12 protein-coding genes and 4 pseudogenes are annotated in these 19184 nt (G+C 68.6%); 4 read left to right on the top strand and 12 right to left on the bottom strand.

Annotated elements, in window-relative coordinates; translation table 11 throughout:
• Positions 1-119: 119 nt before the first annotated feature.
• Complete coding sequence (locus tag OHA72_RS23055; protein ID WP_327009849.1) at positions 120-1151, bottom strand: TolB-like translocation protein; 1032 nt, start codon at positions 1149-1151, stop codon at positions 120-122.
• A gap of 42 nt (positions 1152-1193) precedes the next feature.
• Positions 1194-7550 (bottom strand): RHS repeat-associated core domain-containing protein, encoded by a 6357-nt coding sequence (locus OHA72_RS23050; protein WP_327009848.1) that lies wholly within the window; start codon positions 7548-7550, stop codon positions 1194-1196.
• Positions 7551-7830: 280 nt separating this feature from the next.
• Between OHA72_RS23050 and OHA72_RS23045 the strand changes: the two genes are divergently transcribed.
• Positions 7831-8220: a hypothetical protein gene (locus OHA72_RS23045; RefSeq protein ID WP_327009847.1), complete on the top strand. Its 390-nt coding sequence runs from the start codon at positions 7831-7833 to the stop codon at positions 8218-8220.
• Here OHA72_RS23045 and OHA72_RS23040 read toward each other — a convergent pair.
• Complete coding sequence (locus OHA72_RS23040) at positions 8113-9573, bottom strand: ISL3 family transposase (RefSeq protein WP_327011643.1); 1461 nt, start codon at positions 9571-9573, stop codon at positions 8113-8115. The genes OHA72_RS23045 and OHA72_RS23040 overlap by 108 nt on opposite strands.
• Positions 9574-9785: 212 nt before the next feature.
• On the opposite strand from OHA72_RS23040, the pseudogene OHA72_RS23035 reads away from it, so the two are divergent.
• Both OHA72_RS23035 and OHA72_RS23030 read left to right on the top strand, forming a co-directional pair.
• Positions 9786-10343: pseudogene (locus tag OHA72_RS23035) on the top strand (IS6 family transposase); the annotation flags it as partial.
• A 592-nt stretch (positions 10344-10935) separates the two neighbouring features.
• Positions 10936-11169 (top strand): annotated as a pseudogene (locus tag OHA72_RS23030) (hypothetical protein); the annotation flags it as partial.
• 295 nt (positions 11170-11464) lie between these two features.
• Here OHA72_RS23030 and OHA72_RS23025 read toward each other — a convergent pair.
• The 3 genes and pseudogenes from OHA72_RS23025 to OHA72_RS64805 all read right to left on the bottom strand — a co-directional run.
• Complete coding sequence (locus tag OHA72_RS23025) at positions 11465-11767, bottom strand: hypothetical protein (RefSeq protein WP_327011995.1); 303 nt, start codon at positions 11765-11767, stop codon at positions 11465-11467.
• A 214-nt stretch (positions 11768-11981) separates the two neighbouring features.
• Positions 11982-12366: pseudogene (locus OHA72_RS23020) on the bottom strand (DDE-type integrase/transposase/recombinase); the annotation flags it as partial.
• A 55-nt stretch (positions 12367-12421) separates the two neighbouring features.
• Positions 12422-12601 (bottom strand): annotated as a pseudogene (locus OHA72_RS64805) (hypothetical protein); the annotation flags it as partial.
• Positions 12602-12942: 341 nt separating this feature from the next.
• On the opposite strand from OHA72_RS64805, the gene OHA72_RS23015 reads away from it, so the two are divergent.
• Positions 12943-13455 (top strand): GntR family transcriptional regulator, encoded by a 513-nt coding sequence (locus tag OHA72_RS23015; RefSeq protein WP_327009846.1) that lies wholly within the window; start codon positions 12943-12945, stop codon positions 13453-13455.
• Here OHA72_RS23015 and OHA72_RS23010 read toward each other — a convergent pair.
• From OHA72_RS23010 to OHA72_RS22985, 6 genes are read right to left on the bottom strand one after another with little or no spacing between them, the layout of a single operon-like run.
• Positions 13439-14587 carry a CaiB/BaiF CoA transferase family protein gene (locus OHA72_RS23010; RefSeq protein WP_327009845.1) on the bottom strand — a complete coding sequence of 383 codons (1149 nt, stop codon included), beginning with the start codon at positions 14585-14587 and terminating at the stop codon, positions 13439-13441. The genes OHA72_RS23015 and OHA72_RS23010 overlap by 17 nt on opposite strands.
• 12 nt (positions 14588-14599) lie before the next feature.
• Positions 14600-15118: a gamma carbonic anhydrase family protein gene (locus OHA72_RS23005; RefSeq protein ID WP_327009844.1), complete on the bottom strand. Its 519-nt coding sequence runs from the start codon at positions 15116-15118 to the stop codon at positions 14600-14602.
• Positions 15119-15122: 4 nt separating this feature from the next.
• Positions 15123-16271 (bottom strand): acyl-CoA dehydrogenase family protein, encoded by a 1149-nt coding sequence (locus OHA72_RS23000; RefSeq protein ID WP_327009843.1) that lies wholly within the window; start codon positions 16269-16271, stop codon positions 15123-15125.
• A 4-nt stretch (positions 16272-16275) separates the two neighbouring features.
• Entirely contained in the window at positions 16276-17142 is an 867-nt protein-coding gene (locus tag OHA72_RS22995) for an ABC transporter permease (RefSeq protein ID WP_327009842.1), read from the bottom strand.
• Entirely contained in the window at positions 17139-17957 is an 819-nt protein-coding gene (locus tag OHA72_RS22990; RefSeq protein WP_327009841.1) for an ABC transporter ATP-binding protein, read from the bottom strand. Before OHA72_RS22990 ends, OHA72_RS22995 begins: the two co-directional genes overlap by 4 nt.
• Positions 17958-17968: 11 nt before the next feature.
• On the bottom strand, positions 17969-19048 hold the full coding sequence (locus OHA72_RS22985; RefSeq protein WP_327009840.1) for an ABC transporter substrate-binding protein: 1080 nt from the start codon (positions 19046-19048) through the stop codon (positions 17969-17971).
• Positions 19049-19184: the final 136 nt, after the last annotated feature.

Below are 19184 nucleotides of genomic sequence, written 5' to 3'. Positions count from 1 at the left end.
CGCCGGAGCGCAAGCAGGGCAAGAGCCGTGGGGGTCCGGAAGGCAACGCCGGCTGCAATGCCAACACGTCGACTCGTGGCGATTGAAGGACTCGCCGGTGACGCCAACGAGATCTCAGGTCACGCGATGTCCAGGGTCTCGAACTCGGTGCCGGCGTCGCCTGTCTTGACCGCCAGTAGGTGGTGGCCGTCCGGTGAGGTGGACAGGCTGCGGTACTGGCCGACCCATGTCCGTACGATGGTGCCGTCGTCTGGGCGGATGGCCTGGACCACAGACCGGTGCTCGATCAGTCCTGCCACCGCGATCAGGGTGCGGCCGTTCATCGAGAGCGTGGCGAGGCCGGTCGGTGCGCGGACACCTGCCCATACTTGGACGGGTGGGGCCTCGCCGGCTGTCGGCGTCCGGAAAATCGCTCCGTCCGCTGTGGTCATCCGGTCGCTGCGGTCCGACGGTGCCGCGCGGGCGAGGAAGTACAGGGTCGAGCCGTCGCTGGTCACGGCCGGCCACCCGGCGTCGCCGGTGGACCCGCACGTCGGGCGGTCGGCTGGTGCGCGGAACAGCCCATCGGGCCAGAAGGTGCTCGATCCTACCGTCACCAGGTGGGTGAACGGCCGCAGTCCCTGCCGGGTGTGGAAGAACGCCAGCGCCTGGCACAGCCCGTCGGGTGCTTCGGCGGTGACGAACGCGCCGGTGTGGTCGGGCAGGACCGCGACCGCGTTGCCGGCGAACGACGGGAACGACACCAGCAGCCGGGCGTTTTCGGTATGGACGTCGAGCAACGCGACGAACCCGCGGTAGCCGTCGCTGATGTCGCAGCTCGCCGCGACCGCCAGGACGCCATCGGCCAGGGGTTGCAGCGCTGTGATCGCGCCGAGGTTGCAGCTGCCGGCCGGTGGGGTGAACGACACCCGCTGCGCTGCCGCCGATCCGTCCAGCGGCCGGCGCCACAGCTGGCTCGGCGTGCCGGACGCCGAGTACGTGAAGTAGACCCAGTCGCCGGGCATCCAGGAAGCCGCGCCGACGAAGCCTCGCCGCAGGTCGGGAACCTGCCGCGAGGCCGGAGCCGCCGCGTCGGGCAGCCGCGGCCCGTGGCACGCCGTCAGCAGCAGGACGCTGACCACCGCCACGACCCACGACCGCACCGAACGCATTGCGGACACCCCTTCACTCAATCATTCTCGTGGATGCGAAGGTTAGAACGTGCCGTAGTTGTAGTAGCAGATGGCGGTACAGCTTCCCGAAGTCACAGTGCCTTCGATGATCCCCGCTATCACGCGCGCCGTTTCCTTCGAGTCCCAGATGTCCAACTTGATGTGCGGCGCCATCTGCTTTCCGTAGTAGACGCCGACCTTGTTGTTGTGAAGGTCGATCTGCGACGCCTCACTGCCCCAGTCATGTTTGACGCCGCTTTTCGTCACGTGGACGTCCATCTCGTGCGCCGTGCCCAGCAGCAGGGCATTGTGCTCCGAAATGCCCATCACCATCATGTACGCCATCCACAGTCCGTGCTGGATGGCGTTCGCCTCGCCGGCGGTCACCGTCTTGCCCTTGAGCACCTCCGAGGCGAAATTCTCGGCCCACATCTGGGCGAAGAACGCCTGGATGCACTGTTCGGCGAGCACCGCGCACATCGCCTTCTGCGCCGGTCCGACCTGGTTGCTCATCTCGTCGCAGATCGCTCCCCAATCCTCCGCGCGACATCGGTCGATCAGGTGTTGGATATGGTCGACGTTGGCTCCACGCGCGATCGAAATCATCTCCGCGAGGAGGCGTTGACGTTCGGCCTCCTCGTCCACGTAAGGCTTGCAGTTCGGGTCCTTAACGCACGGCGGGGATACGTCCGGTCGCGGCTTGTGGCAGTTGCCGACACCTGGGCAGTTCTTCGCGGAGCTTCCCGGGTTGGCGCCGTTGCCGTATCCGGGGTTGCCTTTCTGGGTGGGATCCCCGGCGCAGTCGACGGGGTCGGAGCAGTTGCGCAATCCACTCGGGTCGGAGCCGGTGGTCGGGTTGCTGCTGGCGTAGGTGTATCCGTTGAGCTGCTGCGGGTCGTTGCCGTCGGTGATCGGGTCGTCGGAGATGAACCGGCCGGTGGTGGGTTCGTATTCGCGGGCGCCGAGGTGGGTGAGTGTGGTGGTGTCGCGGGTGCCACCGACGAACCCCTTGGTGTTGGGCCAGGTTGGGTCGGTGCCGCGGGGGTTGCCGAACGGGTCGGTCCTGCGTCGTGTGACGGCCTGGGTGGCCGCGTCGACCGCGAGTTGTCCGGTGCCGTGATGGTCCGCGGTGATCCAGGTGAGGCCGGCCGGGGTGCGGCTGGCGACGCCGTAGAAGCGGGTGCAGGTTACGGTGCTGCCGACCTTGCGCAGTTCGTAGCCGTCCAGGTACACGGTCGCCCCGGCCGGGTCCTTGGCGACGAGGCGGGTGCCGTCGGCGCCGTAGATGTAGCTGCTGGTGCCGGTGCTGTCCGTGACGGTGGCGAGGTGACCCTCGACGTCCCAGGTCAGGGTCTGACCGGGTTTGCCGGTGACGTTTCGGGTGAGCATGTTGCCGGCGTTGTCGTAGGTGTAGCTGTCGGTGCCGCTGCTGCCGCCGGCGGCGGTCACGCTGGTAAGGGTGTGCCGTTTGCCGGTGCCGGGGTAGGTGTAGGTGCGGGTGGTGTCGGTGCCGCCGCCGATGGCGTGGCGGATCTCCTGGGTGCGGTTGCCGCTGTTGTAGCTGCCGGTGCCGGTGGCGTACCGGTAGCTGGTCCAGTACGGGTCGGGTCCGCCGATCACGGCGGCGGACGGGTTGGCCTGGCAGGTGGCGGCGGTCGTGGTCCACGCCTCGGTCAGTTCGCGCAGTGCGTCGTAGCCGAAGCACTGGTTGGACACGACCGATCCGCCGAGCGTTTCGGTGATGGTCTTGACGTTGCCGGCCTGGTCGTAGCCGTAGCCTTCGGTGAGCCGCTCGGCCCACGTGTTGGGGCTCGCGGCGTTCTCGGTCTCGGTCTTGCTGCTGGTGAGCCGGCCGGTTGTCTCGTCGATGGCGGTGGTCTGCCTGACCCGCTTCGCACCGGAGCCGAGGATCTGCTGGTAGATCGCGCCGAAAGTCTGGTAGCTCGTTCCGGCGACGTACGGTTCCAGACCGCTCAGGGTGAGCGCTCTGCCGGTGGTGTCGTAGGCGGTGGTCAGTGTCTCGGCGGGCAGGCCGCCTGCCGCCGGGTATGACACGGTGGCGGTCGACCCGTCGACGTTGTACGTCTTCGACGTGGTGTAGGTGCCGTTCGGCAGCCACGGCATGCTCAGGCTCGACGGGATCACCGTGGTGACACCGAGTGGCCGGTAGCCGTCGTCGTAGCCGGTGACCGTGGTGGTGAACGCGTCGGTGCCGACGTACCGGGTGGATGAGGTCAACTGTCCCTTGGCGAGCGTGTCGTACGTCCAGGACGCCCGTTTGAACCCGGTCGTGCCGACCCCGTCGTACAGGCCGGTCCTGCGCCCGAGCGCGTCGTAGGTGAGGGTCGTGCTGGAACCGGGGCGCGCGTCGGTGACCGTCGACGGTCGGCCGCCCAGGTCGTAACTGGTGCTGGTCGTGCCCTTGTCGGGGTCGGTGGCCGAGATGACCTGGCCGAGCCGGTTGTAGCTGGTGGTCCAGGTGTTTCCGGACTGGTCGGAAACAGTCCGCAGCCGGTCGAGGCGATCGTAGGAATACGTGGTGACGTGGTGGCTGCCCGTGGGTGCGCCGCTGAGGTACTGGCGCAGCTCGGTGGTCTTGCCACGGCCGTTCACGTACGTGGTGGTGGGGGTGCCGCCGGCTGGAGGTGTGACGGTGATGGAGTTGCCGTCAAAGGCGGTGGTGGTCTGCCACTTCAGCGTGTTGATGGAGTACAGCGCGTCAACCGTCGGCCGCTCCAGGCTGTCGTACGTGTACCGGTGCTGGTTCTTGACACCCGGGTCGGTGTCGGAGAACCCGACGAGCGTGGCGGCCGGGGCGCTGGAGTTCCAGAAGGTGGTCGTCTTGGCGCTGAGGCCGCGCCCGTCGTACTGGGTGTCGGTGACGATCCGCCCGCCGTTGGCCTGCGGGGCGGGCCGTTGCTGCTGCCGTTGCCGCAGGTTGCCGTCGTACAGGTCGTAGCTGGTGATCCCGTTGCCGTTCGGGCCGAGTTTGGTCGTGGTGATCGAGTTGATCGTCCCTGAGCCCGTGTAGAGCGCATAGACGTAGTGGAGGTCCGCAGTACCGGTGGCGGTACGGTTGAGCCACACGTCGGTGAGCCGGCCCAGCGGGTCGTGGACGGCGGTGGTGGTCTTGTTGTTGGCGTCCTTCACCGTGACCGGGACGCCGCGTACGCCGTCCGTCGTGACAGTCATGACGTGGCCGAGCGGGTTCGTGGTCACGGTCGTTGTGACCGGGGCGTCCGCAGCCGGGGTGTACTGCATGGTGGTCTTGTGCGCGTTGTCGTTCATCGGGTCGCGGGTCCAGACCACCCGGCCGTATGCGTCGTAGCCGGCGTTCGTGGTGTTCTGCCACAGCGGAGACGCACCCGTCGCTCCGCTCATCGCGTCGACCCTGGTGACAAGGCCTTGACTGACCGGGCCGGTGCCGGTGGTGTTGCCGTCGTAGTAGAAGAACGTCCCGGCGAGAAGGTCGTTGCCGTCGACGACCGTGCAGGCGGTCTGGATGTTCGTGCGCTGGTAGTTGACGTGGTAGCGGCCGTTGGCCGGGTCGACGCTGCGGTCGGCGTAGGTGATCTCGGTGCAGCGGTCGTCGTTCGGGTCGGCCTCGTCGCCCCAGTCGCGGATCAGGGTGGGCAGCGTGTAGCTGTCGGTGACGGTGGTGGTCTTGGTCCACCGCCATCCCTCAACCCCCGCCGGGGTGGTGATGTGGGTGCGGGTGCGGGTCTCGACCTCGGCGAAGTTGTTCGCGACCAGGTTCCCCATCCCGTATGCGAGAGCCCGGGTCGCGACCGTGCCGTAGCCGTAGGTGTGCAGTGTCGAGGAGTACGCCAGACCACCCGGCCGGAACGACGTGTCCTCCCGCAGCTTCCCGCGCAGCATGTAGAAGTCGGTCGTGGTGCCTTGGGAGTCGGTGATGGTGGATGTACGGGTGCCGCCGGTGTCGCTGGCCCGGTCACCGTGCAGACCGCGGTAGTACAGCGCCGAGGACACCGTCTGCGTGCCGCCGACCGGCCCGGTCGTGGTGGTGACATCGGTGTAACCGCGCCAGTCCGACCACGACCGCCGCGACAGCGGCGACGTCTCGGACGCATCGTGACCCCACAACACGTTCGTCGAGGAATGCGTCAGGCTGTAGCTGTAACTGGTCAACACCGGCGGCGCCGTTGAATCCGCCAGGTCCGTCTGCTGCACCGCGGTCACGACATACTTGTGGAACCAGCCGAACCCGGCCGTACCACCCTCCGGCGACCAGTACTGCGGGAAACACCGGTAGATGTTGTTGTTCGCGCTGCCCTCGGGGATGCTCGTCGGGCTGCAGTCCGTTCCCGCGTAGTACACCGTCACCAGACCACCGGTGCCGTTCTCGATACTGCTCAGCCGGAACCGGCGCAGCTTGAGCACACCAGCAGCGATGTTGTAGTCGACCCGGTTGTCCAACGCCCCACCACCGAACGCCATCGGCGGCTCCGACAACGCCGTGCCGCCCTTGAACCCGGTGTGCTGCAACCCCTCCAGCCACAACGCCGCCGGACTGGCATCACCCGGATTCAGGAAGTCATGATCGAGGGTCCACTGGTCGACGTTCTGATACGTGGCCGTGGCCGGGTTCGTCAGCACCTTCGTCGTCACCGACGCCAGCGCCCACTGCATGAAATACGCCGGGCTGGTCAGGTTCGGGCACGACGTCTGCACACAGTACTGATCCCACGGCACGTCGATCCCGCAGGACCCCACGTCGTTGCACCGGCCGGCCGGGTTCACCACGAAGTCGACCACCATCGGAGCCGGTTTCCCCGCCGCGCCCTCACTGCCCTGCCGCGTGCCGTACTCGATCCGCACCGGAAACACATTGATGTCGTACGCGGCGACACCGTTGCCGTTGTTGTGCCCGTAGTTCGCGGTCGTCTTCTGATAGAAGATCGTCTCGCTGTTGCCGCGCGGGTCCACGACATAGTCCAGGTTCCACCGGTACGCCTGCGGACACGACGACGCCGCATACCCACCCTGCGCCGACGTCTTGTAACACGGCTCCCCACTGTTGTTGCCGTACACCGGCACGATCCCCGTGGAATACGTCTGCGCCGCCGTCGCGCTGTAGGCCCCGCCGTGACCGAAGAAGTACTGCGTCCCGTCCGGCGACATCACCTGCCAGAACTCACCGTCGTTGTCATAGTTGACCGCACCGGTGTACTTCTTGAAACTCCAACCCGTGTGGATCGCCGACTTGTACTCACCAGTGGCGCTGTCCCGCACCAACTGCCCCGACACGCCGTCCAGCACGATCGAGATCGGCTCGTTGTCACCGTTCGCCGACGTCCAACACAAGTCACCAGTGGCATTGCCGTCATCGGAACAACCACGGTACGACCGCTCGATATAGCCCAGATCGAGGTCCCAGCCGTCACCGACCCACGACGCCTGCGCATTGGTGGCCACCGTCTTGCCGTCCAGACCGCCCGAGCTGTACTGCAACTGCAGATTCGGGGTGGGACCACCCAACGACGGCGGCACCTTCAACGGCACCGAGTAGGTGAAGTCACCCGACGAACCGCCCTGCGACCACGACGCCGACGGCGACAACGACGTCTTCGACCAGTCACCTGCCTGCGACGCCGTACCCGACGTCAACGCCAACACCACACCAGCAGACCCCGAACTGGCAGACTTCGACCCACCCGCCACCACAGCCGGATCACCCGGCACCGACACCGCATCGAACGACACCCGCTTCGACACCGGGTTGTTCACCGACCTCAACGGCGTCTGCACCTGACACTGCGGCAGTGACGGCGTGCTCGTCGCGCATGAGGGCAGCGACACCAGCCGCAGTCGGCCGCCGTAGTCACCGCCGTAGCCTGTCGCGAACGCCGCGTAGTCCACGTCCAGGCCCACCGAACCGGACCGCGCGGCACCGTCCGCCCGGTTCACGGTCAGCACCACACCCTTGACCCCCAACGACGCGGCCACATCCTGGCCGAGCACCGAAACCCGAACCTGCGACACCGCCGCGGCGGCGCTCTGCGCGGCCTGCTCCCCGGCGGAACGCGGCTCGGACACCGGGCCACCGGCCCGGACCATCACCGGCAACCCGCCCGGCGCCATCATGGTCCCCTGCTGCTTCGCCTGTGCCGTCCCGCTCACCGGCACCACCGCCGACCCGGCCACCGGCCACACCGGCGCCGGCACCTTCCCCAGCGCCGCCTTGTCGGACTCGACCCCGGGCCGGGCACGGCCCGGCACACCGGACACGGCAGCCGACTGCCCTTGAGGATTTACGACCCCTGATGGACTGGCGGGCGCCGCCTGGGCGGCCTGCTGGTCGACGCTGACCATCCCGCCCAGCACCAGCAGCGCGGACAGAGCGAGGGTCACCGGACGCGACGCCCGCAACCAGCTCACCGCAACGAAATCATGCGAACGCCAACGTGTCGGCAACGTAACTCCCGTCAGCCACATACGGACATGAATGTGCAGGCAACCGGGGTCGCCCGTCACCAGTGATCACGGCGATCGATGTCAGTCTGTGGGTAACCGGGGCGGCGGACGTTGCCCGTCCGGACCACGTTGTTGTCGATGCGGTCCAGCTTCCGCTGATCCTGTCGGGCTCGTAAATTCGGTGCGGGTCTCTGACGTGCGCCTATGTGTGAGGTCCCCCGCCGGTAGCGGCCATGATGGGGTCATGACCGCTTCGCTGGTGTACCTGCTCCTGCGCCAGATCTTGCAGATGCTGACGCAGCTCGCCCGCGACGGCGGCGCGAAAGACGTCGGACTGCTCGTGTTGCGCCATCAGGTGGCGGTACTTCGCCGGCAGGTACACCGCCCCGATCTACGGCCCGAGGATAGAGTGGCCCTGGCCGCGTTGTCCCGGCTGCTGCCCCGACCACAATGGTCGGCGTTCTTTGTTGTCAGCGCTCACGTAATTCGGCTCTGGCACTCATTCGGTGATCGACGGATGGGGATGTCAGTGCTGGGCGAGGATGCGTTTGCGGAGCAGGTCGAGGTTGGCGCGGCCGTACATGGCGCGTTTGATGGCTTTGGCTCTGGTGACTGCGCCTTCGACTGCTCCTGAGCTGTGGCGCAGGGTGAGGCCGTTGGTGATGGCCTCCTGGTCGCGGCGCATGCCGATAGCGAGGGACCGCAGCGCGGGAAGGTCGTCGCCCTCGATCGTGGTGAACCAGTGCTCGAGGTTGCCGCCTTGCCGTCCGGTCATCATGACGGCGAAGGCGCGCACGTAATCGGCGGTGCGGTCGAGTTCGGGGCAGCAGTCGCGGATCTGACGGAGACAGGCTTGGTCGGCATCCGTGAGCCGGTCGGGTCTGGTCATGATCCATCGAGTGGCGTGGCGAGGCTTGATCGGACGCGGCCCGGGTCGCGGGACGTGTTGGTGGCCGCGGAACTGGTGCAGGAAGCGGCGGACGGTCAGCTTGCCGCCCTGGTAGCCCTGCTCGAGCAGGTCCCGGAACAGGGCCGCGGCGTCGGTCTGGCCGTGGTTCCAGCGTTCGATCAGGTAGGCCTTGAACGGGTCGAGTTTGGTCACCCGGTGCGTTGCCTTGAACAGCAGCTCGTCGAGGCTTTCGGCGCGGGCGAACCGTCTGACCGTTCCCCGTTCCAGGTTGAGCTCCCGGCAGATCGTGCTCAGGGACTTGCCCTGGGCCAGCAGAGTCTGCACCGCGGCGTAGCGTTCCTGGGTTCGGGTGACCAGCGGTCGGTCGCGGCCGTGAACGTCACGGACTCCGTCAGGCGGCGGTGCGGTCTGGACGGGTGCCGGTTCGAGCTGGCTGCCGGTGGTGGGTTCGGGCGGGTGCAGGCAGGCCCGGTGTGCCAGTACCGTCTTCTCGACGGCCTCGCCGAGGTTGGCCCACAGGTGGTAGCGGTCGGCGACCTGGATCGCGTTCGGGGCGCCGGCTCGGGCGCCGATGGCATAGTTGCCGCCGCGGTCGCGGCAGATGACGCGAACGCCCGGATGCTGGCGCAGCCATGCGGCGAAGGTGTCCGCGGTGCGGTCGGGCAGGACGTCGATCGGCCGGTGCGTGGCCATATCGAGCAGGATCGTCGCGTAGTTCTGGCCTTTCTTGATCGCGAAGTCGTCGACGCCAAGCACTTCCGGCGCCTGGACGGGGCGGTCTGGGATGCGGCGGATGACACGCAGTAACGTCATCCGGTTGACCGGGACTTCGAGCGCATCAGTCATCCGCGCGCCCGGCCGTCCGCCCAGCGCCAACGCGACGGTCTCCAGAACGCCGCCAGCGAGGTCGGTTCGGCGCGCATACCGGGAGGCCAGGCCGATCTGCTCGGCGAAGATCTTCCGGTCACAGCTGGCATCGGTGCAGAAGAACCTGCGCACCATCAGCTGGATCAGCACCCGCCGCCCGGCGATCGCCAGATCGGCCAACCGACGCCGATACCGGCTATGCACCCTCACGGATGACCCGCGGCAGCTCGGACACGGTGCCGCCGACGCGACGCAACGCGCCTCCACATGAACGCTGGACTCCGCCAGCACGACCCGGTCCACCACCACGCCATGCAGATGCGGGAACAACGCGCCAACAAGCTCCACAAGGGAACGATCAAACCATCAAGATCAGTCGATCACCGAATGAGTGCCAGAGCCGAATTACGTGAGCGCCGACAGTCGACCACGTGACGATCTACCGGTGGGTGCAGCGCTTCGCACCGTTGCTGGCTGACGCGGCCAGGTTCTGCCGGCACGCACCAGGCGACCGGTGGTTCGTCGACGAGACCTATATCAAGGTCGCCGGTGTCTGGCGGTACGTGTACCGGGCGATCGACCAGCACGGGCAGGTCATCGACGTGCTCGTCTCGGTCCGTCGGGATGCGCTGCGGCACGCCGGTTCTTCCGGCGGGCGTTGGCCATGTTGAAGGTGACACCGACCGAGGTCGTCACCGACGCCGCGCAGGTGTACCCGGCGGTCCTCCATGAGCTGGTGCCGTCGGCGTGGCATCACGTCGAGCAGTACGCCAACAAACCCGATCGAGGCCGACCATGGCCAGCTCAAGCACCGGCTCAGACCGATGCGCGGGCAACGCGCCGACCGGACCGCACAGACGATCATCGCCGGGCACGCCTTCATGCAGAACCTGCGCCGCGGACACTACGAACTCGGACTCGACGCCCCACACGAACACCGCATCGCCGCAGCGTTCACCGAACTTGCCACCGCCACCTGACGGTCGGCCGACCCGCCGGCTCAACGCGCCTCCGATCGGATAACGCAACGGCACCACAGCGAGCCAGTTGAACCGGCTGGTCACATTGTCCGGAAGTAGCGGCTGACCACCACGATCGGTGAACATGTACCCCGGCACGAGCGCCGCCTTCGCACGTCGCCCGGTATCGGTCAGCGCCTGAAGCGTTCCCGCATCGAGCAGCAGCCTGCAAGTGCCGTTGTGCGAGTTGGGCGGCTTCTCTCGCACCCGACCGGTCGGGTGTTCCACCACCCGCTGCCGACGCACTGTCAGCGTGGTCAGGTCCGGCTCCAGATCTTGCCACATCAACCCGCACAATCCGCCACGGCGCAGACCAGTCGTCAGCAACAGTCGCCACATCGCGTACCGCAACCGACGTACGCGACACGGTCGCTTCCACGTCGGCGTCACCGGCCGCTGCGCCTTGGCCGGTGAGCACGAGCAGCGGCGGGCCTGGCTCGACGTCTACGGGGTGGTGCAGCGCCGCGTTCCGGTCCGCCGCCGAATCCGCATCCTCGGCGCCACCGGGCACCCCACCACCGCGTGGGTGGCACAGACCGTGAAGAACCTCGTCATGGACCTCGAATACAACGGTTCCCGGGCGCGGTACATGCTCCGCGACCGAGACGGCAAGCACCCCGAACTGTTCGACGCCATCCTCGCCGCCGCGGGCATCGACGTCGTCCTCAGTGGCATCCAGATGCCGGGCATGAACTCGATTATGGAACGGTGGGTCCAGACCTGCCGCCGCGAACTGCTGGACCGGACCCTGATCTGGAACCAGCGGCACCTGCTCCACGTCCTGCACGAGTTCGAACAGTTCTACAACGGCCACCGCCCACACCAGGGCATCGCGAACGCCCGACCACTCCGCTCACTACCCGCACCCGATCACCGATCCAGAACAGATCACCCGCCTCGACATCCGAAGACGCGACCGCCTCGGCGGCATCCTCCACGAGTACCAACATGCCGCCTGACCTGTGCGGACGGCATTTTCGGCAGCTACAGGGCGGCCGGCCTGCACCGCCAGAGCCGGGCCAGCTGCCCACCATCACCGAGGCCGAGCCCGGCACGCCGCTCGTGTTGTGATCGGGCGGTGATCAGACACAGCCGGAGGAGAACGCGCCCTGACCGAACGTCACGAGCCAGCCCGAGCACAGCAGCCCGATCGCCGCCGCCCCGAAGAGCAGCCCGGCGGGGGCCGCCCACCACCCATAGGCCTCCCGCGCGGCCGAGAACGCCGTCACGCAGGCCGCCACCATCCCGGCCACGGCCAGCCATGGCAGCGGGCCCACGCCCCCGGCCGAGCACCGCTCCAACTCGGACTGCGTGGCGGCGAACCGCAACACGCCGATCGACGCGGCCAGCAACAGCACGGCCGCCCAGAACCTTCGCACGCTCATCCATCCATGACGCGCGACCGGCCGCCGAGGTTGGCGCCGCCGCAAGGTTTCGCCGGTCGCGGCGATGGACACCATCAGCGGCATGCAGCGCAGCCGGGCCCTGCTCGCCGCCGTCGGCGTGGTCGTGGCCCTGGCTGGCGGCGTGCTCGGTCCCGAAGCGGCGCTGTTGTGTTCGCTGGTCGGAGGGCGCGTTTTGCGTGAGTGCGGCGAGTCTTCAGATGGCGGCGGCGAGCTCGGCGAACGCCACAGCGACGCGGAGCCCACGCGGGGCATCGACTCCGAGTTCGTAGTGTCCACGGCGCAGGTTCTGCACGAACGCGTGTCCGGCGATGATCGTCTGTGCGGTCCGGTCGGTCCGCAGTCCGCGCGGGAACCAGCTCATCGAGCACCGCCGGGTACACCGGCGCCGCGTCAGTGACAACCTCGGCGGGCCGCACCTTCAGGGTGGCCATCGCCCGGCGGAAGAACCGGCGTGCCGTGGCGGCATCGCGGCGGGCGGAGACGAGTACGTCGATGACCTGGCCGTCCTGGTCGACGGCCCGGTACACGTACCGCCAGACACCGTTGACCTTCACGTAGGTCTCGTCGACATACCACTTGCCAGGCCCGCCATCCGTCCACGGCCCGCATGCCGGCGGCGACCATCGCGGCTCGCGACGGTGAACGATACTCCCTGCCGTCGGGCTGCAGCCGGATGCGACCGTCCTCCGTGACCTTGGCGTGGTACGTGACGCCGATCCGTGCCCGGACGAAGCGCAGCTCGGCGCCAGCCTCGATCAGGTTCGCCGCGAGGAGGTCCGCAACGGTGACGCGCCGCCCGCCGAGCAGGTGCATGGTGCGGACGTTGTCGTCGGTGCCGTTTCGCGCCGGCATTGTGTGCACCGTCATCGCCTCCGCAGCACGGCAAACTTGTTTCGGGCGCCGATCGCCTGCTTGAGAATCCGCTTCTCCAGCTCGGAGACGGTCAGGCCGTCCACTCTGGACAGCCCCAACGCGCCGGCGCGGGCGGCGCGACCGGCGCGCGCTGGTCATCCTGTGGTCGGTGCTGCGGCGGCGCGACCGGCTCATGGGTCCGTACCTGGCGACGCGGACCGGTGCGCAGCGTGCGGCCCGCATCGGCATGGCCGTGGCCGCCGTGGCGGCCGTGACGGCCGGTGTCGCGCTCGCCCCCGCCGGTGAGCCGCACCCCGGTCCGCGAGGCGATCCGTCGATTGCACTCCGAAGGCCTCATCGACGTGTTCCCGAACCGGGGCGCATACGTGCGGACGTGGACCAGAACCCAGCTCGACGAACTGTTCTCCGTCCGTGCCCTCCTCGAAGGACGCGCCGCGGCGCTCGCCGCCCGACACGCCACCGACGAGCAGCGGGCCGCCCTCGAGGTGCTCTGCGACGCGATGGACGCGGCCGAGACCGACCTGTCCACTGTGGTGGACCTCAACGACCGCTTCCACGCCCTCATCCACGAGGCGTCGGCGAACTCGCTGCTGCCGGGCCTGATCCGCGGTCTCGTCCAGGTGCCGGTCGTCGTCCGGACGTTCCTGAACTACTCCCCCGTCCGGCTGCGGGTCAGCCTGGCGCAGCACTGGGAGATCCTGGCGGCGATCGCCGGGCAGGACTCCGCCTGGGCCGAGGCCGCGATGCGGGCCCACATCCTGTCGGCCCGCCACGAGATCACAGGGCCGCCCTGACCTCCTCGTCGTGGGCGCCCAGCTCCGGGCCGGTCCACCGGATGGCGCCCGGGGTCGCCGACAACCGCGGCGTCACGTTCTGCATCGGGACCGGGCCGAGGGTGGCGTCGACGACCTGCACGATGCTCTCCCGGGCCTGGAACTGCGGGTCGGCGAGCATGTCCCGGGCTGTGTACACCCGCCCGGCTGGTACGGCATGCTCCTCCAGCACGTCGAGGAGGTCGTCGGCGGTTTGCCCGGCGGTCCACTTCGCGATCAGGTCGTCGAGGTCGTGCTGGTGCGCGCCGCGGGCGACGTGGGTGGCGTACTCCGCCGACGTGGCCAGGTCGGGCCGGCCCATCGCGGCGGTGAGACGGCGGAAGACGGTGTCCTGGTTCGCCGCGACGAGGACGAAGTCGCCGTCTGCGGTCGGGTACACATTGGACGGTGCGACCCCCGGCAGGACCGCCCCGGACCGTTCGCGGGTGACGCCGGCGATCGCGTAGTCGGCGACCAGGGCCTCCGTCATGGCCAGGACGGACTCGTAGATGGACACGTCGACGACCTGCCCGGCGCCGGTGCGCTGCCGGGCATGCAGGGCGAGGACCGCACCGAAGGCGGCGTGCATCCCGGCGAGCATGTCCCCGATGGACAGTCCGGTACGGCTCGGCGGGCGGTCCGGGTCGCCGACGAGGTGCCGCAGGCCGCCCATCGCCTCACCGATCGAGCCGTACCCTGCGCGCGACGCGTACGGGCCCGTCTGCCCGAACCCGCTGACCCGCACGAGGATCAGGCCCGGGTTCACGGCGGACAGCTCCTCCCAGCCGAGGCCGTAGCGTTCCAGGGTGCCCGGCCGGAAGTTCTCGACGACGACGTCGGCCTGCGCGGCGAGCTCGAGCACGAACGCTCTGCCCTCGGCGGACTTCAGATCGGCGGTGACGCTGCGTTTCCCGCGGGCGATGACGCTCCACGACAGCGACCGGCCGTCCTTGCTGTGGCCCCAGCGGCGCATCGGGTCGCCGTCGCCGGGCTGTTCGACCTTGACGACGTCGGCGCCGAAGTCGGCCAGCAGCTGGCCGCAGAACGGCCCGGCGATGAGCTGGCCGAGTTCAACGACGCGGACCCCGTCCAGCGCCGGCTTCTGCTGCTGCATGTGTACTGCCTTTCAATCGATCCGACGCAGGCTGCTGCCGTACCTGCGGGCCGACTCGACATAGCGTTCGGCGTTGACACGCAGGTAGTCGGCGTCGGGTGGGATGTCGCGGATCCGGACGGGAACGCCGACGGCGACGGTGCGGGGCGGGACGGTGAAGCCGCGCGGCACCAGCGCCGACGCCCCCACGAGGGCCCCGGCCCCGATGACCGCGCCGGGGAGCACGACGGCGTGCGAGCCGACCAGCGCCCCGTCCTGCACGACGCAGCTCTCGAGGTGGGCCAGGTGCCCGACGGTGCAGCCGGCACCGATGAGGGTAGGGAGCCGGTCGCCGACGTGGACGACCGTGCCGTCCTGGATGTTGGTGCCGGCGCCGACGACGATGTCGTTGCCGTCGCCGCGCAGGACGACGCCGGGCCAGATCGACGCGTCCGGGCCGATGACGACCCGGCCGATGACGACGGCGTCGGGGTGGACGTAGGCGGCCGGGTCGATGTCGGGGACCAGGTCGCCGAGGGCGTAGATGGGCACCGGGTCACAGCCCCAGCGACTTGCTGATGATGGTTTTCAGGACCTCGCTGGTGCCGCCGTAGATGCGGGTGACCCGGGCGTCGGCGTACATCCGGGCGATCGGGTACTCGGTGACGTAGCCGTATCCGCCGTGCAGCTGCAGGCACCGGTCGACGACCCGGCCCTGCATCTCGGTGCAGAACAGTTTCGTCTTCGCCGCGTCGGCCGGGGTCAGCTCGCCGTCGAGGTGGGCCAGGACGGCCGCGTCGAGGAGGGCCTGCCCGGCTTCCAGTTCGGCCGCCATCGCCGCCAGCTCGAACTTGGTGTTCTGGAACTGCCCGAGGGGGCGGCCGAAGACGGTGCGGTCACGGACATACCGGACGGTCTGCTCGTGCGCGGTCACGGCCTGCGCGACCGAGCCGACGGCGATGGCGAGGCGTTCCTGGGCGAGGTTGCGGGTGAGGGCGGCGAACCCGGAACCTTCCTCGCCGAGCAGGTTGGCGACCGGGACCCGGACGTCGTCGAAGGCCAGCTCCACGGTGTCCTGTGTGGCCAGTCCGAGTTTGTGCAGTCGGCGGCCGACGGAGAACCCTGGGGTGCCCTTCTCCACGACGAGCAGCGACAGCCCGGCGCGGCGGTCGGCGGGGTCACGGCCGGTGCGGACGACGACGATCACGAGGTCGGCGAGTTCCCCGCCGGTGATGAACGTCTTCGCCCCGTCGACGACGTAGTGCTCGCCGTCGCGGCGGGCGGTGGTGCTGATCCCGGCGAGGTCGGAGCCGACCCCCGGTTCGCTCATCGCGATCGCGGTGTACAGGTCGCCGGTGGCCAGGCCGGGGAACCAGCGGGCACGCTGGTCGGTGTCGGCGAGGGCGAGCAGGTAGGGCAGGACGATGTCGAGGTGGGTGCGCAGACCGCCGAGGGTGACGACGGCCCGCGCGGCCTCCTCCTGGACGACGACGTTGTACCGGTAGTCGCCGGTGCCGCCGCCGCCGAACTCCTCCGGAACGGAGAACCCCATGACGCCCACGGCGCCGAGGGTGCGGAACAGGTCGCGGGGGACGATCCCGTCGGCCCGCCACTGCTCGTAGAACGGTGTCACCTCATGTTCGATGATCTTCCGGACCAGGTGCCGGAACTCCTCGTGCTCCGGCTCATACAGTCTGCGCCGCATCGGGTCAGACGCTCTCTTCCTGGGCCGGCCGCTTCGCCTGGTCGTGGTCCTCCCAGAAGATGACCTTCCGGTTGAGCAGGCTGAGGAGCCAGTGCACGGCCAGGCCGATCGTCGCCATCACCAGCAGCAGGGCGAACACGCCGTCGACATGCAGCTGGGCGTTGCGTTGCAGCAACATGTAGCCCAGCCCTTCCGAGGAGCTGATGAACTCGCCGGTGATCGCGCCGAGGAGGCTGAACACGGCCGCGACCCGCAGGCCGGCGAAGATGTACGGCAACGCCACCTTGACGCGCAGTATCCAGAACGTCTGCCATTCCGAGGCCTGCAGCACCCGCATGAGGTCGCGCTGCTCACGGGTCGAGGACTTCAGCCCGACGATGACGTTGACGAACACGGGGAAGAACGCCAGGACGGTGGCGAGGGCGATCTTCGGGGCGGGGCCGAACCCGAACCAGGTCACGAGCATCGGCGCGACAGCGATCTTCGGGAAGTTCTGGAACGCGATGATGTACGGCGAGAACCCCTTTTCCAGCACCGGCAGGCGGACCAGCACGGCCGCCACGACGACCGCTGCGACGGAACCGAGCGCGAACCCGACGCCGAACTCCGACACCGTCACGAACAGGTTCCGGTACAGCTCGGGTCCGGTGAGCATCAGCCACAGTTCGTCCAACACGTCCAGCGGCGCGGGCAGGATCAGCGGTTCGACCCCGAACACCTCGATCGCGGCGACCCAGGCGCCGAGTGCGACCAACGCGATCAGCGGGCTGACGATCAGCGTCGGGTACCGACGCAGCAGCAACTGGGAGGGGCGCTTCGGCGTGGGGCGGACCGCGTCGTTCAGGACCGGTTCGCTCCTGGTCATCGTCATCCCACCGCTCCTCGTGCGTGCAGATGTCCGCGGATGCGGCTGGTCAGCCGGGCCGCCTCCGGCAACTCCATGACGTCGAACGTGCGTGGCCGGGGCAGGTCGACCTGGACCTGGTCAAGAATCCTGCCGGGGCGGCCGGAGAGGACGACGACCACGTCGCTGAGGAACACCGCCTCGCTGATCGAGTGGGTCACGAACAGCGTGGTGGCGCCGGTCTCCGACCAGATCCGCAGCAGTTCGGCGTTCATGGTCTCGCGGGTGAGCGCGTCGAGGGCGCCGAACGGTTCGTCCATCAGCAGCAGGCTGGGGCGGCTCATCAGCGCCCGGACGAGCGCGGCGCGCTGCTGCATGCCGCCGGACAGCTCGCGGGGGTAGCGGTGCTGGAATCCGTCGAGCCCCACGAGCTCCAGCAGGTCGGTCGCCCGCTGCCGCGCCTCCGGCGACCGGTCGCGGGCCACCTGGGCCGGCAGCATGACGTTGCGGAAGATGGTCAGCCAGGGCAGCAGGACCGGCTGCTGGAACACCATGCCGAAGTCCTTCCGCGGTCCGTCGACCGGGGTCCCGGCGACGCGGACGGAACCGCCGGAGCTGGTCTCGAGTCCGGCCACGATCCGCAACAGGGTCGACTTGCCGCAGCCGCTCGGGCCGACCAGTGACACGAACGAGCCCTGTGGCACGTCCAGGTCGACCGCGGCGAGCGCCTCGACGTCGCCGGCGTTGGTGCGGAACGTCTTGGACACCCCGGCGACCTGCACCCCGGGCAGGACCCCGGGCACCGCACCGATGCCCGGTCCACCTGTCACTTGCGCCGTCACACGGGCCTCCATCAGCTGGGCGCCTTCACGGCCCGGACGGCCGCCTTGTCGAACTTGTTGACCCCGGCGATCAGCGACCCGTCGTAGATCGCGCTCACCTGGACGGGCCTCTTCAGCTGGCCGTTGTCGGTGAGGTACTTGATGATGTAGTCCAGCTGGTCGGTGCGGATCGAGCCGTACTCGCCGTTGTCGGCCGCCTTGATCGCGTTCAGCCGGGCCTTGACCTGTGCGACACCGGAGGCGATCACCGTGGCGTCGTCACCGGCGGGTTTGGTGTCCGGGAACTTCTTGTAGTGCAGCCGGACCGCCTCCTCCGGGTTGGCCTGCATCCATTCGGTGGCCTTGGCGACACCCCGGGCCCACGCCTCCAGCGCGGCCTTCTTGCCGGTCATGTTCGACTTCGTCGTGGCGGCGACGACCCCGATGACGAGCTTGTCGTTGATGGCGCTTTCGAGGACCTTCAGCTGGACCCCGGCCTGCTGGAAGCTCACGACCGAGGTGTCGGTGTCACTGACCGCGTCGACCTGGCCGGACTTGATGGCGTTGGCTGCCTGGGCGCCGGTGCCGATCGCGACGAACTTGATGCTGTTCGGGTCGACGCCCGCCTCGGCCGCGCCGGCCTTCGTGAACGTGACCGCGCCGCTGGCGAGGTTGGGCACACCGACGGTCTTGCCCTTCAGGTCGCCGAGGCCGTTGATCGCGCTGGTCGACGGGACGGCGGTGGTGACGATGCCGCGCTGGCTCAGCGAGTACGGGATCACGAACGGCTGTCCCTCGGAGATCGGCGGGACGACCGCCTCGCCCGAGACGACCGCGACGTCGATCTGGTTGCCGACCATCGACGACAGCGCCACGGCGGTGCCCTCGATGCGGGTGATCTCGACCTTGAGCTTGTCCTCGCTCCAGAAGCCGAGCACGTCCGGCAGCGAGGTGTACATGGCGGCGCCGGGTGACAGCACGGCACCGGCGAACCCGAGCCGCAGGGTCATCTCGCCGCCGGGGCCGGGTGCGGCTGGACTGTCGTCGCCGCACGCAGTGACGGGCAACAGCGCGAGTGCGGCTACGGCCGCCAGCACGGTGCGCCTTTTCATCGTCGAAACCACCGGTTTCCTCCAAAGCCTGAAACGTTTCCGGGAATGCAGATGATGGGGCCGCAGAAATATGCGCGTAATCATCGTCACGGGCCGGGGAACGGTGGTCAACGATCGTTTCGGCGAACCGCATACC

The sequence above is a fragment of the Dactylosporangium sp. NBC_01737 genome, from assembly GCF_035963215.1.
Taxonomy (GTDB): domain Bacteria; phylum Actinomycetota; class Actinomycetes; order Mycobacteriales; family Micromonosporaceae; genus Dactylosporangium.
The sequence above is the reverse complement of the archived record's forward strand: the minus strand, read 5'-3'. Positions and strand labels throughout refer to the sequence as shown.